Origin of the sequence: Paraburkholderia phymatum (genome assembly GCF_040965635.1) — a bacterium.
Classification (GTDB): Bacteria; Pseudomonadota; Gammaproteobacteria; order Burkholderiales; family Burkholderiaceae; genus Paraburkholderia; species Paraburkholderia phymatum_B.
Window position 1 is genome coordinate 48,741 of record NZ_JBFRCH010000007.1, and the last position, 14,444, is coordinate 63,184.

Consider the following 14,444-nt stretch of genomic DNA (forward strand, 5'->3'; position numbering starts at 1 on the left):
TTAGCGCTCCATCGGGGTTTCGTTCGGGCCGCGCAGCACGATGTCGAATTCGTAGCCGAGCGCGAAGCCTTCCTGCGTCACGTCGAGCGTGAAGCGCGAGATCAGCCGGTCGCGGGCCTGTTCCGGCGTGCCCTGGAAGATCGGGTCGTATTGCAGGAGCGGATCGCCAGGGAAGTACATCTGCGTGACGAGTCGCGAACCGAAGTAGTCGCCGAACAGCGAGAAGTGAATGTGATTCGGGCGCCATGCGTTCGGGTGATTGCCCCACGGATACGCACCGGGCTTGATCGTCAGGAAGCGGTAGCGGCCTTCGTTATCGGTCAGGCAGCGACCCGCGCCCAGAAAGTTCGGATCGAGCGGCGCATCGTGCTGATCGTTCTTGTGCACGTAGCGGCCAGCGGCATTCGCCTGCCACACTTCGACGAGCGTATTGCGCACCGGGCGGTCGCCTTCGTCGAGCACGCGTCCCGTGACGATGATGCGCTCGCCGACCGGCTCGCCGTTTTTCGCTGCATTGCGCGTGAGGTCGTGGTCGAGCGCGCCGAGATCTTCCGCGCCATAGACGGGCACGCGCTGGTCGCGCAGCCGCTCCTTCAGCGGAATCAGCGGACGCGTCGGGCCGCGCTTGACGGACGAACCATACGGCGAATGGACATAGGCGGGATGCGAAGCGAAGTCGCGCGGACTCAGACTGGAATCGTCCATCAGATGTCTCCTTGGGGATTCGATTATGGGTAGTGGATGACGTGACTTTATAGAAGCCAGGAAGTTATGCAAAATGACGTTTTTTCCCGTCTCGTATAACGAACTGTTATGCAACGCAGCCTCGCCGACAGCCGCGTCAAGTTCCGTCATCTGCAGTGCTTTCTGGCCGTCGCGCAGTTCGGCGGCGTGCAGAAGGCGGCCGAGAGCCTGTCGATCACGCAGCCTGCCGTATCGAAGACGGTCGCCGAACTCGAAGACATCCTCGGCGTGCGCCTTTTCGAGCGCGGCCGCCACGGCGCCGTGCCGACGCGCGAAGGGCTGCTTTTCATGCCGCACGCGAGCGCCTGTGTGAGCGCGCTGCGCCAGGGCGTCGATCTGCTCGCGCGCGCGGAAGGCGAGGCGGCCGCGACGCTCGATATCGGCGTGCTGCCGACCGTGGCCACATCGCTCGTGCCGCCCGTGCTTCGGCTTTTCGCGGAGCAGTGGCCCAATGCGATCGTGCGCCTCAAGACGGCATCGAACACCGAGCTGCTCGAACGCCTGAAGGCGGGCACGATCGAGTTCGCTGTCGGCAGGCTCGCCGATCCGGAGCGGATGGTGGGCCTCACATTCGAGCAGCTGTTTAGCGAGCCGCTCGTGGCCGTCGTGCGCGCGGGGCATGCGATGGCATCGGGCGCTGCATCGCCCACTACGCAATTGCATCGCTATCCCGTCGTCGTGCCGCCGTATGGCACCCTGATCCGGCAGTCGGCGGAAAGTCTGCTGCGCGCGTGGGCCGTGCCGCCGCTGTCGTCGTTCGTCGAGGTGCTGTCGGTATCGGTGGGCCGCGCGCTTGCGCTCGAGAACGATGCCGTGTGGTTCGTGCCCCGCAGCGCGATCGAATACGAACTGGCGCATGGTTTGCTCGTTCCGTTGCCGTTGCCCGTTGCGGGCACGGAGGAACCCGTCGGGCTGATCTTGCGCTCGGACACACAGCCCACGCCCGTAGGCCGCGCGCTGATCGACGCGGTGCGCAAGGTCGCGCGCGAACGTCTCGCGCGTAAAGGAACTGCGGGCACTGCGGGCACTTCGCGCTCGCCGGAGCGGCGTCGCAAGACAGCGGCGAGGAAGAGCGCGAAGCCGCAACGCAGCGCAAAAAACGCACAAGCGCCGCGCTAGGGATGCATCTTTGAACCAATTAGTACAAAATCGAGGTTGCGGGAGAGGCGGCGCGCGGTGTAAAACACGGAGCGCGGCAACCTGATCCCTTTGTCTGTCGAGTTTAAACAGCACGAGCCATGGAGATGCACATGCCCACCGACCTGCCGACCCCCACCGACGCGCTCAAGGCCGTCGCGGACCCGGAGCACAATCCGCTCGGCACGGCCGGTATCGAGTTCGTCGAATTCGCCGCGCGCCATCCGCAGGTGCTGGCCGATACCTTCGTGAAGCTCGGCTTCAAGCCGATCGCGCGTCACATTAGTAAGGACGTGACGCTGTTTCGCCAGGCCGACATGAATTTTCTGCTGAACGCCGAGCCGGATTCATTCGCCGAGCGTTACGCGCAGGAATACGGCGTGGGCATTTGCGCGATCGGCATTCGCGTCGCCGATGCGCAGCGCGCGTACGACCGCGCGATCGAACTGGGCGCGTGGGCCTTCGAAGGCGAGCGCGTCGGCAAGGGCGAGCTGGTGATCCCGGCCATTCAGGGCATCGGCGATTCGCACATTTATTTCGTCGATCGCTGGCGCGGACGCGGCGGACAGAAGGGCGGCCTCGGCGACATCTCCATCTTCGACATCGACTTTCGTCCGATCGAAGTCAGCACCGCGCAGGCCGATCTGAGCCACGCGGGCATGGGCCTCGTCGCCGTCGATCATCTGACGCAGACAGTCGGCGCGGGCCGCATGCAGGAATGGCTCGACTTCTACCGCGATCTGCTCAACTTTCGCGAGATTCACGAGCTGCATGCGAACTGGCACGTGTCGGCGGAATCGCGCGTGATGGTGTCGCCGTGCGGCGCGATCCGCATTCCGCTCTACGAGGAAGGCACGCCGCGCACGAGCCTGATGCACGAGTATCTGCCCGATCATCCGGGCGAAGGCGTGCAGCACATCGCGCTCGCCACCGACGATATCTTCGCGTGCGTCGACCGGCTGCTCGCGAACGGCATCGAACTCGTCGAGCCGCCGCCGCGCTACTACGACGGGATCGATGCGCGCTTGCCGGGGCATGGGCTCGATATCGAGCGGCTCAAGCGCGGCCGGATTCTCGTCGATGGCGAGATCGGCACGGATGGCGTGCCGCAACTGTTCTTCCAGACTTTCGTGTTGCGGCGCGAAGGGGAAATCTTCTTCGAAATCGTGCAGCGCAAAGGCCATCACGGTTTCGGCGAGGGCAATCTCAGCGCGCTTGCGCAGGCGCGCGCCGCTACATAAGCGGCCCTGTATCGGGCGCTTGCCGCGCGTTACTTCTTCGACGTATTGCTCTTGCCCGCATGCGGCAGATCGGCGTTCGTCGCCATCCACAGCACTTCGGCGTCTTCTTCGCTCGTCGAGACGGCCGCATGGCCCGTGCGGCTGTCGAAATAGAGGCTGTCGCCCGCGTTCAGATGCGTCGGCGCGTACAGCTCCGAATACAGGCACACGCTGCCGCTGATCACGTACAGAAACTCCTCGCCTTCATGGCGGCCCCAGTCGTCGAAGGCGTCGAGCGTGTGCGCCGTGATGCGGATGCGAAACGGCAGCATCGCCTTGTGCGCGAGGTCCGTCGCCAACAGTTCCATCTGATAGCCGCGATACGCGTGCCGCTGCCCCGCGTCCTTGCGCGTGAGCGCGCGCCGGCCGCTCGCGTTGACCTTCGGCGTCGAGCCGAACAGTTCGCCGAGGTCGATCTTCAGGCCCACGACGATTTTCTGCAGCACGTCGAATGTCGGCGACATCAGGCCGTTTTCGATTTTCGACAACGTGGAGCGCGATACGCCGCACAAACGGCTGGCCGTTTCGAGCGTCAGGTCGTGTGCGAGCCGTGCGGCACGCACGCGCCGGCCGAGGTCCGACGTCGAGGTTTCGGGCGACTTGGTGAGTGAGGTGTCCATGAGCGTGAATGACAATGCGGCTTGGCGCTTTCGGGGCATTTCGGGGCTGTTTCCGATCATAACATCCATGTGTCCGCGCACCCTTGCGCGGCCTGCGGCAAGTACCGCAGTGTCGACGAATTTCCGATCTGAAACGAACCCGGACAGTGTGCACGAGCGACATTCACGCTGAAAGGCGCTCGACACGAAAACTCGGGAAAACCCTCATATTTCCCTTGTTTTCTGATTGCGCGGAATCTCGCAAGAACGTGTTGCCGCGCCGCTTGTCGCCAGAAATGGCGGCGTGTATAGTTTCTGAACTTACTTTTGTTTCGTATCGGAAATCAAAGGAACCCAGATGAACGCATCGAGCATCCTTGCCGACCTCGGCATCGCGAGCGCCGCGCAAGCAGGCGATATCGCCGTCCATTCCCCCATCACGGGCGAGCTCATCGGCCGCGTGGCGAGCCGCACGGCGACGGAAGTCGATACCGTGCTGGCCAATGCGAAGCAGGCATTCGAGCAGTGGCGCAACGTTCCCGCGCCTCGCCGCGGCGAACTCGTGCGCATCCTCGGGCAGAAGCTGCGCGAGAAGAAGCAGGCGCTCGGCAGCATCATCACGCTGGAGACGGGCAAGATCCTTCAGGAAGGTCTCGGCGAAGTGCAGGAGATGATCGACATCTGCGATTTCGCCGTCGGCCTGTCGCGCCAGTTGTACGGCCTCACGATCGCTTCCGAGCGCCCCGGTCACCGGATGGCCGAAACGTGGCATCCGATGGGCACCTGCGTCGTCATTTCGGCGTTCAATTTCCCGGCGGCCGTGTGGTCGTGGAATGCGGCGGTCGCGCTCGTGTGCGGCAATGCCGTGGTCTGGAAGCCGTCGGAGAAAACGCCGCTGACGGCGCTTGCCGTCAACCACATCCTCGACGAAGCGCTGAAGGAATTCGGCGATGCGCCCGCAGGCCTCACGACCGTCGTGATTGGCGGGCGCGACGTCGGCGCGAAGCTGGTGGCGGACCCGCGCGCGTCGATCGTCAGCGCGACGGGCAGCACGGAAATGGGCCGCACGGTCGGCGTCGAAGTGGCGAAGCGCTTCGGCCGCTCGCTGCTCGAACTCGGCGGCAACAACGCGGGCATCGTCGCGCAGACGGCGGATCAGGAACTCGCGCTGCGCGGCATCCTGTTCTCGGCGGTCGGCACGGCGGGGCAGCGTTGCACGTCGCTGCGTCGCCTGTTCGTGCACGAGAGCGTGTACGAGCAGACCGTCGAGCGGCTGAAGCAGCTTTATGCGAAGGTGCCGATCGGCAATCCGCTCGAAAAGGGCACGCTGATGGGACCGCTGATCGACAAGCAGTCGTTCGCGCGCATGCAGGAAGCGCTGCAACAGGCGACGGCCGAGGGCGGCAAGGTGTTCGGCGGCGAGCGCGTCGAAGTGAAGGGCTATGAGGGCGGCTATTACGTGCGTCCCGCGCTCGTCGAAATGCCGTCGCAAACGGCCGTCGTGTTGAAGGAGACGTTTGCGCCCATTCTCTACGTGCTGCGCTACAAAGAATTCGACGATGCGATCGCTGCGAACAACGCGGCGCATCACGGCCTGTCGTCGTGCGTATTCACGACCGACTTGCGCGAAGCCGAGCGCTTCACGTCGGACTCGGGCAGCGATTGCGGCATCGCGAACGTGAACATCGGACCGAGCGGCGCGGAAATCGGCGGCGCGTTCGGCGGCGAGAAGGAGACGGGCGGCGGACGCGAATCGGGCTCGGATGCGTGGAAGGCCTACATGCGACGCGCGACGAATACCGTCAACTATTCGTCGGCGTTGCCGCTTGCTCAAGGCATCGACTTCAATCTCGGCTGATCGTGAAAGGCGGCGCGCGTTGTTCACACTGCGCGCCGCTTTCTCTTACCTAAACCGCTGCCCCGCATTCTTCAATCTGTCGCGGACATGCGCATTCGATGTCCGCCGACCCGCTTCGTCTGGAGTGGCATGTGAGTTCGAAAGTCGTCATTGTCGGTGGAGGCGTGATCGGCAGTTCGATCGCGTATTTTTTGCGGCTGTCGGACCCGACGGTCAGCGTCACGGTGATCGAGCGCGATCCTGCTTATACGCGGTCGTCGTCGGCGCTGTCGGCGGCGTCGATCCGGCAGCAGTTCTCGACGCCGCTGTCGATCCAGATGTCGCTATACGGCATCGACTTCCTGCGATCGATCGGCGAGCGGCTGGAGATCGACGGCGCGAAGCCTTCGATCGATCTGCACGAAGGTGGCTATCTGTTTCTCGCGACGCCTTCCGGCGAGGCGACGTTGCGCGACAACCATGCGTTGCAAAAGAGCCTTGGCGCCGACATCACGCTGCTCGACAAGCCTTCGCTCGGCGCGCGCTTTCCGTGGCTCAACACGGACGATCTGAGCGCGGGTGCGTTCGGCGAAACGGGCGAGGGCTGGTTCGACGGCTACGGGCTCGTTCAGGCGCTGCGCAAGAAGGCGCAGGCGCTCGGCGCACGCTATATCGCCGACGACGTGACCGCGTTGCATCGGGAAGGCCGCCGCATCACGGGCGTCGTGACTTCACGCGGCGAGATGTATGCGAGCGATGTCATCGTGAACGCGGCGGGCCCGTGGGCGCGGCGTGTGGCGTCGATGGCGGGCATCGGGATTCCTGTGTTCGCGCGACGCCGCAGCATCTTCAACGTGAGTTCGCCGGCGAAGCTCGAACGCTGTCCGCTGTTGATCGACCCGACGGGCGTGTACTTCCGTCCCGAGGGCGCGACGTTCATTTGCGGAACTTCGCCATCGCCCGACAACGACCCTGATGATCTGCCGCTCGATGAAGTCGATCACGCGCTATTCGACGACGTAATCTGGCCGACGCTCGCGCATCGTGTGCCGCAGTTCGAGGCGCTGCGTGTCGAGCATTGCTGGTCCGGATACTACGAGTACAACGTGTTCGATCAGAACGCGATCATTGGACATCATCCCGATGTCGACAACTGTATTTTCGCCAATGGGTTCAGTGGGCACGGATTGCAGCAAGGGCCTGCTACGGGACGCGGCGTCAGCGAACTCATTTTGCGCGGGCGCTATGTGACGCTCGATCTGTCGGCGCTTGGCTTTGATCGTGTGCTGGAGAACCGGCCGATCGTGGAGAAGAATGTCGTTTGACGGTGGTGTTGATGATGGAAGCGGTGTCGGCGGTAGCAAGCTAGAACAGATGCTTGAGCAAACCCAATGGCCCACCGCCTTGCACCCACACACGAGATACGACGAACCAGGCCCCCGCCCAGGACGCTGCGACGACAATCAGATCGCAATGCCCGCTATTCCACAGCTTCAGCGAATGACGCCCGAGTATCCAGGGCACGCCCAAAGGATTCGGCCAGTCAGCGAGCAGATGCATTACGCCGCCGCAGGCGAATCCAAACGCGACGGCCGCAGCCGGATGATGTGGCATCGCATGCCACGAAAAGAACAGCATCGCGAGCCAGCCGACGCCCCAATGCGTGGCCGTGCGATGCGTGATCCAGAGACGCCGCTTGCGCGACCACCACGCCACTTCGAGCCAGTCCGGCGCCGTCGCGCCGGCGAGACCCGCTGCAAACGCCAGCCAGATCCACACGTGAAAAGGGCCGCGGTATCCGTAGCGCGCAGCCAGTGCAGCGGAGATCGCTCCCGCCGCCCAACCTGTCGCGTGATGTGCGTTGCTCGATGCCATTGATGTCTCGCGCCGATGCACGACGCAGAAAAACACGGGCGGCCATCTTCGCAGAAGCATGCGCAAAAAATAGCCCGCGACTTTCGCGGGCTTATGCGCGGGGCGTGCTGTTACGAAGACTTACACGTCAGGTCGTGCAGCGCGCGATTGCAAAGCGCAGTTCTTCTTCAGGCGGATCGTCGCCCGTGCCGCGCACGACCTTGATGACCGAGCCGTGACCTGAAGGCGTCAGTGAAATGAAATACGAACTGTTCGACGAAGAGCCGATCGTCAAATCGGTTACGCCATTGTTCTTCGAAACGTGCACGCGCGACAGGCGGCGGTCGAGGCATCGCGCGATTTCTGATGCGGGACGCGCCGACGACGCATACACCATCGGTTCGGCTGAAGCGCCGGATTCAGGGCCGCGCGACGATCCGCATGCAGCGAGAATGGCCAGAGGGGCGAGAAGGATGAGTCGTTTCATGATGGTGTCGTCGGCGTCTCCATGCGGCGGGATCGTAGGGCGCAAGCGGGATGCAATGCGTCGCGACAAGACCGCTTGCGTTGCCGGGACGTTCATTCAACGTCCATTCATCGAATGATCCATCGACGATTGCAAACGGCCCACGTGCAAGTATAGCCACGCGGGTCGCGTGCAATTGCCACATCGTGTTAGAAATTGAATCGAAGCGCAACGTCGCCATGGCGAGCGGCGCATGCCTTCGCGCAGCCATTAAAAACGCGCGTCGGACTGCACGCGCGCGTTTGTCGTCGAGGACGGAGCCGGCCGATCTTTGCGCCTCCGTCTTCGCGAATACCTGCTTGGACAACTGGTTAGAAGCGGTGACGCAGACCCACTGCCACGGCAGTCTGGTTTTGCGTCGACGACGGCGTCAGCGTGTTGATCGCTGCGACGTTCTCGCCGAAGTTGCCGAGGTTGCCAGAAGCGTGCTGGTAGACGCCTTCCAGGTACACGTCGGTGCGCTTGCTGAGCGAGTAGTCGCCCTGCAGCGAAACCGTGTGCCACTTCGGCGAGCCCGAGCCGTTCGAACCCGACACCTTGCCGTCCGTGAACGTGTACGCGGCAGCGAACGCGAGAGCCGGCGTCAGTTCGTAGCGGCCGTTCACTTCGTAGTTGTCCATGTGCAGGTTCGTGCCCGCCAGACCGTTGATAAACGTGCCGCCGACGTTCGCGCTTTGCAGGTTGTCCAGTTGCGTGTGGGTCCACAGCAGGCCGACGGTTGCCGGACCATACGTGTAGTTCGCGCCGACGCCATATGAGCGCTGCGTCTGTGCCGCCAGTTGCGCCGCGCCGCCCTGGCCTGCCGAGATCGCGCCGTTGGTGTTGTTGCTGCCCGCGTTGTTCAGTTGCAGGTAAGCCGCCGCGATGTTCAACGGACCGTTCTTGTACGAAGCGCCCGCGCTCCATGCCCGGTTGTCCGCGAAGCCGTTAGCTTCGTTCGAGAAGCCGTACAGGCCGCCGAATTGAAGGCCAGCGTAGTTCGCGCTCGTGTACTTGACTGCGTTCTTGATCGAGAACGAGTTGTCGAGGTTGTCGTTGTCGAACGGGTGGCCGGCCAGGTTGTTGCCGAAGCCCGAACCTGCTGCCGACAGCGGCGCCAGGTAGTCGACCATCGAGTCGTACTGGCGGCCGAGGGTCAGCGTACCGAACTGGTTGCTCTGCAGGCCGACGTAAGCCTGACGGTTGAACAGCGTGTTGTTTTCCGTCAGGCCGCCGTTGTTCAGGTCGAAGCCGTTTTCCAACGTGAAGATCGCATGCAGGCCGTTGCCCAGGTCTTCGCTGCCGCGCAGGCCGAAGTACGTATCCGAGACCGTTCCGCTGCCTTGCTGCCAATTGCTGTGACCGGCCTGATTGTTCGTGTAGACGAGGCCCGCGTCCAGCGTGCCGTACAGCGTCACGCTGCTTTGCGCGTTGGCCGTTGCTGCGAATGCGCCGAGAATGCCCGCGACGATAAGGGTTTTTTTCATGCTTTATTACTCCGAGACTTTGCGTGGGGATCGCAATACAGAACACGTGCTGCGATGCGTGCTGCCGATCCGGAGCGAAGTGTATTACCGATATGCATTCGCTTATTTCTATCTGATGCAACAATGCCTTCCAGAATCGGGAATAGACGAATTAATGCCGCTAAGTGTTTTTATTTAAAGGATTTTTTTGAACCCAATGAGCGCCGGGCATGTTGCTGTCAACTAGTCGATTGTTGCGTTAGCGCGACGACGAAGGACTCGATTTACTCGGGTTAACCCGTTTTAAACCGTATTCGGCGGCATCTGCAAGCATCGATTCATGCGATTTCTGGAAAGGTACTGTTCCAGCCGATGGGCTCGAACCGGGCGGGCGTGACTTATACAATTCGTTTCACCCCTTTGACCAAGGGTTGTCTTTTTTCATCTGTTTTTTACGCGGCCTTCGGGCCGCTTTTTTTGTCGTATTCAAATGCAAGCCAGATCATTTGAATAGAGCGGAAATGGATTATTTCGTAAATCGACAGCAATTTCGATTGAAATTTTTATTTGCGGTGATCACTGCGTCGTTTTCTTATCCTGTCGTTATAGGCATGGCCCTCGGCCGGATTTGCCGCGGCATGGGCGGGTAGAATGCGTACCTTCGCGCCGAAATCCCTCGATGGCGCCCGACGAAACGCGAGCATTCCCGCAATGACCGATACGCTTCTTTCCGAATCCGACGCTGGCAACACATCCGACGCCGTGCACGAAGACCGCCTGTGGCGCGATAACGGCTGGACCGCGCGCGTCATCAAGAACGAGGACGACGACGGCTGGGCCGTCGAAATGATCAAGGACGGCGAGGCGGAGCCTGCGCTGGTGGGCCCATGGACGATGGGCCGCGACAAGAAGAATCCCAAGCCGCTCGACGTCGGGGCTTTCATTACGCTGGTGAAGACGGCATCGGAAGTGCTGCGCCGGCATGAGCAGCAACTGCACGCACAGTTGCACAAGCGGCTGACGGTGGAGTCGGGTGACGGGAGCGTCGACGTCACGCTCGACATTGTCCCCGACGAGGACGACCCCTATGCGCTGCTCACGGCGTTCGACGCGCTCGGCGAGCAACTGGCGCAGGTGAAAGTCGCGCCGAACTTCAAGCTCAGCAGGGCAGGCGCGGCGTCGTGGGTCGAGAACGGGTTTCGTCGGCCGCGCTGACGCCGCGTTAGTCGTTGGAGTTGCGCTCAGGCGGACGCGCTCTTGTCCAGCTCCTTCCTGATGCGCTCGGCCAGCGCGCGCAATTCATCGAGGTCGGCGCGTTCGGCCGCGTGAATCTTGAGCGGGATGCCGTCATGGCGCGGAATCACGTGGAAGTGCACGTGAGGCACGGTTTGTCCGGAAGCGGCGCCGTTCAGTTGCGCGATCATCATGCCGGGCGGGTTGAGCGCGGCCTTCACGGCAATGGCCACCTTGCGCGTCGTGCGGATCGCGGCGGCCGTCGCGTCCTCGGACAGTTCGAAGAGCTCGGCGGCGGGCTCTTTCGTCAGAACCAGTACGTGACCTTCGGCTTGCGGCATGATGTCCATCAACGCGACGGTGTGCTCGTCTTCATAGATGCGGATCGACGGCAGTTCATCGCGCAGGATGCGGGCAAACGGGTTCTGCTGATCGTAGGGCATGAGAGGCTCCGGTGGTCGGGCGCATCGGCTGTGTGTCGAACGCCGTGCATGAATGGTCCGGGCATTTTAGCCGACGAGATCGGGCGTATTGCATTCCCTGGCGCATCGACCCAATGCTTCGACGCGTTGCATCGACCTGTTGCATCGATCTGCACCGCGCATCGATTTCTCTTTCGCGGCGGGTACTTGCGTGGCGTGTGCTCAGGTTGTCCACATCGTTATCAAGCGATTCTGTGGACAAGGCACGCACTACGGCTCGGCACGAGCGAGGTGTCATCAACGATGTGGCGGCGAGTGCATCGTGCGCAATTCGAGTCGTATCAATGACTTGCCTGGGTCTTGCCCAGGTTACTCACAGCCTTTTGAACAGAAAGTGTGGACAACCTCACTAGCGATACACGCTTCGTCGGACCGTCGGTACATGACGAAAGCGCGGACGCATGCAGTCCACACATTCCGAGCCGCATCAACGACTTGCCGCATTCATACGCAGGATACTCACAGCCTTACCCACGAAAAGTGTTGATAACCGGCGTGCTCCCATGCGCGAGGAAAAAGGCAACCGCCCTAACTCCGCTTGCAGAAAATCGCCGTCACATGCGGCGCAACATGATGGACGATCGCGGTGCTGCCCGCTGCGGTGACGGCGGATTGCACCTTTTCGTGCTTTCTATGTGCCTGCCATAGAGGTCTTTTTTCTGACCGCTTCCGGATGCGCATCGCATAACTTTCGCCCGTTCGGGCAATTTTCGAATTCTTCTGATGTCGGCTTGCCTTTGCATGTGCTCGAATCGCGGCGAGCCTATGCGCGTGCCGGTTTGCCATGTTTCGGAGACTCAGTGGATGCGATGGCGAAGTGGACGGAAGACGAGTCGGCCCGTGAGGTCGAGGAACCGCGCAGACGCCTGCCCGCCACGGTCAATATGGACCAGCTTGGGAAGCGGCATATGAGCCAGTGCGCGATTTATGACCCTGAGACGGGTGACTGGCGTTTCGTTGATCGGGACTGAGGGAGGGCGAATGCGGCGTTACTACGTCAGGTCAGGTGACAGCACAACGGCGGGTGGCGAGGTCATTGAGGGAGAGATGTCCTGCACGCAGCATGGCATACCGATGGCCTATGCGGGTGCGAAAGTCTGGTGTCCGGCCTGCAAGAGTACAGGCGAGATCTGCAATGTGCCGCTCTATCGTCCCGACACGATGATGAGCAAGCAGACGGCGCTCGACGGTGATGAATGCCTTTGCAAATGCAGGCCGTATCCGAAGCTGATTGCGTCGCAGGACTGCGACTGGGTGGAGTTCAGCGGGGGCGAGCTGGCAGCAGTGGGACTTGATGTCATCGGCAAGCCGTTGCAGTTCGATGAGCAATTCGTGGTCAGAGACCGTGGCACGGGGCAGCCCTTGCAGGGCATCCGCTACCGGATACGGACGGCTTCAGAGAAGGTATTCGGCGGCGTTACGGACGCGTCGGGGCGTACCGGACGTGTGACGACCGGGCTGGCCGAACAACTGGCGCTTGAACTGGAGGAATCTGCGTGAGGCGTTACTACATTAGGCAGGGAGACAGGACTACGGCGGGCGGTGAGGTGCTGGAAGGGGATCAGCGTTCATCGATTCGCGGCATTCCGATGGCGTTTGATGGAGCAAGAATCTGGTGCCCCGCGTGCAAGAGCGAAGGCCGCATCTGCAATGTTGCGCCGTACCGGCCTCACACCTTGCATGGAAAGCAGGCCGCGCTGGAAAACGATATATGCATCTGTGATTGTGATCCACCACCACGGCTGATTCCGTCGCAGCACGCTGCTTCCATGTCATTCAACAGTGACGAGCTTGCGAGAAGAGGGATGGATGCATTCGGCAACCCGGCACTTCACGATGAACAGTTCGTGTTACGCGATCGGCAGACCGGGAAGGCACTTGCCAATGTCCGCTACACGATCAGGACAGCATCGGGGAGAAGCTTTGGCGGCGTGACCGATTCGATGGGGCACACGCAGCGGGTAAGCACGAGCGGTGCCGAAAATCTGACGTTTCACATCGAAGAAACAGCATAAGGGAGAACGTATGGAACGACTTGTCAAAGCGGGAGACAGAACGACAACTGGCGGACGGGTGATGAGCGGAACATCGTCGCAGTATGAAGAGGGCGAGGCGCTGTGCTGCGATGGCGACATGGCAACCTGCGGCAACTGCAAGGGTGTGTATCCCATCTTCGGCACAGCACGTACCTGGCTTGATGAAGGCAGGTCGATGGTGCTGGACCTCGATCAGGTGGGCTGTCCCTGCAGGAAGAACCGCGTGCTGGCATCGGGTGGCATGTCGATGTTCTATAGCAAGGACCGCAACGTGTCTGTGACGCCTGTATCTACGCCCAATCCGGCTGCGGCTCCCGCCTACGATGAACAGTTCGTGCTGCGCGATCCGGCTACAGGGGAGCCTTTGCAGGGTGTCGCTTACCGGATCGTGAGCAGGACAGGAGCGGTACTGGCTTCGGGCGTTACCGATAGCAAAGGCGCGACCGCTCGTGTGACCACAAATGGAGCGGACGCGCTTAAATTTGAATTGAGCGAGACGTAAGAACTATGGCCGAACAAAACTGGTACAAAATCGGCGAATCGGTTACTAACACCGTAAAGAATTCGCGAACCTACGTGGACGCTGACCTGTCGAGAATTTGCGAGAACATGTCTAATCCGCAGTTTCGCGAACTAATGATGCGATGCCGTGATGCAGCTGTCCTATTAATCGAAAAGCGCTACAAGGTGCTCCTCGCATGGAAGCCCGATGAGCAGAAGCGTTTCAAGGACTGGTTTGGGCGGAACGACGAAGTGACACGCAGGTACATTCTTGACGGGATGCCTAGACTGTTGGATGCGGTGCGCGGGCTTAAACCTGAGAGCATCTTTCGTTGGGACGAACAAACGGGACGCGGCCTCACGTGTACGCCGGCACCAGCTAATAGTGGCATTATGGCGGAAGTATGCAAACCCGACTCAGACAAACGCATTATTGCGATTCGCCACCGCTTTTGCACCGCCTATGACGCATTCTTGTGGACCGACTGCAAAGTCACGACGATTATCCACGAATGCACACATTTTACGGATGTATTTGATACAGAAGATCCGATGTACGGAATAAGTATTGGTTTGACCTTCTGGGCGCAAAGAGAACCTGAGAAGGCGCTTAAAAACGCAGACAGCATAGCTGGCTATATCGCATTCTTTAATGATCGTTTATGGTGAAAATCCCTTCACTTGCAAACCGCTGCTGTAGCAGACTGCTAGTATCGGGGGCGATTTTTTTGACATCAGCGATACCTGCTCTAGCGTGTTCGGTAGCGCTT

At 61.2% G+C, this 14,444-nt stretch carries 15 protein-coding genes; 9 read left to right on the forward strand and 6 right to left on the reverse strand.

The features are described 5' to 3' along the window. Positions 1–705, reverse strand: a complete 705-nt coding sequence (gene pcaH / locus AB4Y32_RS15580) for a protocatechuate 3,4-dioxygenase subunit beta (RefSeq protein ID WP_368722182.1) — start codon at positions 703–705, stop codon at positions 1–3. A 108-nt stretch (positions 706–813) separates the two neighbouring features. On the opposite strand from pcaH, the gene pcaQ reads away from it, so the two are divergent. After that, complete coding sequence (pcaQ, locus tag AB4Y32_RS15585) at positions 814–1,863, forward strand: pca operon transcription factor PcaQ (protein WP_368722183.1); 1,050 nt, start codon at positions 814–816, stop codon at positions 1,861–1,863. 131 nt (positions 1,864–1,994) lie between these two features. After that, the gene (locus AB4Y32_RS15590) at positions 1,995–3,122 is read left to right on the forward strand and encodes a 4-hydroxyphenylpyruvate dioxygenase family protein (RefSeq protein WP_368722184.1); all 1,128 of its coding nucleotides are present in this window, start codon (positions 1,995–1,997) and stop codon (positions 3,120–3,122) included. 29 nt (positions 3,123–3,151) lie between these two features. Here AB4Y32_RS15590 and AB4Y32_RS15595 read toward each other — a convergent pair whose 3' ends face one another. Next, positions 3,152–3,781 carry a helix-turn-helix domain-containing protein gene (locus tag AB4Y32_RS15595; protein WP_368722185.1) on the reverse strand — a complete coding sequence of 210 codons (630 nt, stop codon included), beginning with the start codon at positions 3,779–3,781 and terminating at the stop codon, positions 3,152–3,154. A gap of 337 nt (positions 3,782–4,118) precedes the next feature. Between AB4Y32_RS15595 and amaB the strand changes: the two genes are divergently transcribed. After that, positions 4,119–5,618, forward strand: coding sequence for an L-piperidine-6-carboxylate dehydrogenase (amaB, locus tag AB4Y32_RS15600; RefSeq protein ID WP_368722186.1), 1,500 nt, complete (start codon positions 4,119–4,121; stop codon positions 5,616–5,618). A gap of 131 nt (positions 5,619–5,749) precedes the next feature. Then, positions 5,750–6,922, forward strand: a complete 1,173-nt coding sequence (locus AB4Y32_RS15605; protein ID WP_368722187.1) for an NAD(P)/FAD-dependent oxidoreductase — start codon at positions 5,750–5,752, stop codon at positions 6,920–6,922. Positions 6,923–6,962: 40 nt separating this feature from the next. Here the strand turns inward: AB4Y32_RS15605 and AB4Y32_RS15610 are convergent, their stop codons facing one another. The 3 genes from AB4Y32_RS15610 to AB4Y32_RS15620 form a co-directional block, all read right to left on the reverse strand. Further along, positions 6,963–7,472 carry a metal-dependent hydrolase gene (locus AB4Y32_RS15610; protein ID WP_368722188.1) on the reverse strand — a complete coding sequence of 170 codons (510 nt, stop codon included), beginning with the start codon at positions 7,470–7,472 and terminating at the stop codon, positions 6,963–6,965. Positions 7,473–7,599: 127 nt separating this feature from the next. Next, positions 7,600–7,938 carry a sugar ABC transporter ATPase gene (locus AB4Y32_RS15615; protein ID WP_368722189.1) on the reverse strand — a complete coding sequence of 113 codons (339 nt, stop codon included), beginning with the start codon at positions 7,936–7,938 and terminating at the stop codon, positions 7,600–7,602. Between the two features lie 350 nt (positions 7,939–8,288). Beyond that, the gene (locus tag AB4Y32_RS15620) at positions 8,289–9,443 is read right to left on the reverse strand and encodes a porin (protein WP_368722190.1); all 1,155 of its coding nucleotides are present in this window, start codon (positions 9,441–9,443) and stop codon (positions 8,289–8,291) included. 690 nt (positions 9,444–10,133) lie between these two features. On the opposite strand from AB4Y32_RS15620, the gene AB4Y32_RS15625 reads away from it, so the two are divergent. Then, on the forward strand, positions 10,134–10,637 hold the full coding sequence (locus tag AB4Y32_RS15625) for a hypothetical protein (RefSeq protein WP_368722191.1): 504 nt from the start codon (positions 10,134–10,136) through the stop codon (positions 10,635–10,637). 26 nt (positions 10,638–10,663) lie between these two features. Here the strand turns inward: AB4Y32_RS15625 and AB4Y32_RS15630 are convergent, their stop codons facing one another. Beyond that, on the reverse strand, positions 10,664–11,098 hold the full coding sequence (locus tag AB4Y32_RS15630; RefSeq protein ID WP_368722192.1) for an HIT family protein: 435 nt from the start codon (positions 11,096–11,098) through the stop codon (positions 10,664–10,666). Positions 11,099–12,118: 1,020 nt separating this feature from the next. Between AB4Y32_RS15630 and AB4Y32_RS15635 the strand changes: the two genes are divergently transcribed. Genes AB4Y32_RS15635 through AB4Y32_RS15650 form a run of 4 tightly spaced genes read left to right on the forward strand, consistent with a single transcriptional unit; the run spans position 12,119 to position 14,343 of the window. After that, positions 12,119–12,637, forward strand: a complete 519-nt coding sequence (locus AB4Y32_RS15635) for a PAAR domain-containing protein (RefSeq protein ID WP_368722193.1) — start codon at positions 12,119–12,121, stop codon at positions 12,635–12,637. After that, positions 12,634–13,152, forward strand: a complete 519-nt coding sequence (locus tag AB4Y32_RS15640) for a PAAR domain-containing protein (RefSeq protein WP_368722194.1) — start codon at positions 12,634–12,636, stop codon at positions 13,150–13,152. The genes AB4Y32_RS15635 and AB4Y32_RS15640 overlap by 4 nt, the downstream gene beginning before the upstream one ends. Before the next feature lie 10 nt (positions 13,153–13,162). Beyond that, positions 13,163–13,675 (forward strand): PAAR domain-containing protein, encoded by a 513-nt coding sequence (locus tag AB4Y32_RS15645; protein WP_368722195.1) that lies wholly within the window; start codon positions 13,163–13,165, stop codon positions 13,673–13,675. 5 nt (positions 13,676–13,680) lie between these two features. Beyond that, positions 13,681–14,343: a M35 family metallo-endopeptidase gene (locus AB4Y32_RS15650; protein ID WP_368722196.1), complete on the forward strand. Its 663-nt coding sequence runs from the start codon at positions 13,681–13,683 to the stop codon at positions 14,341–14,343. Positions 14,344–14,444 lie beyond the last annotated feature (101 nt).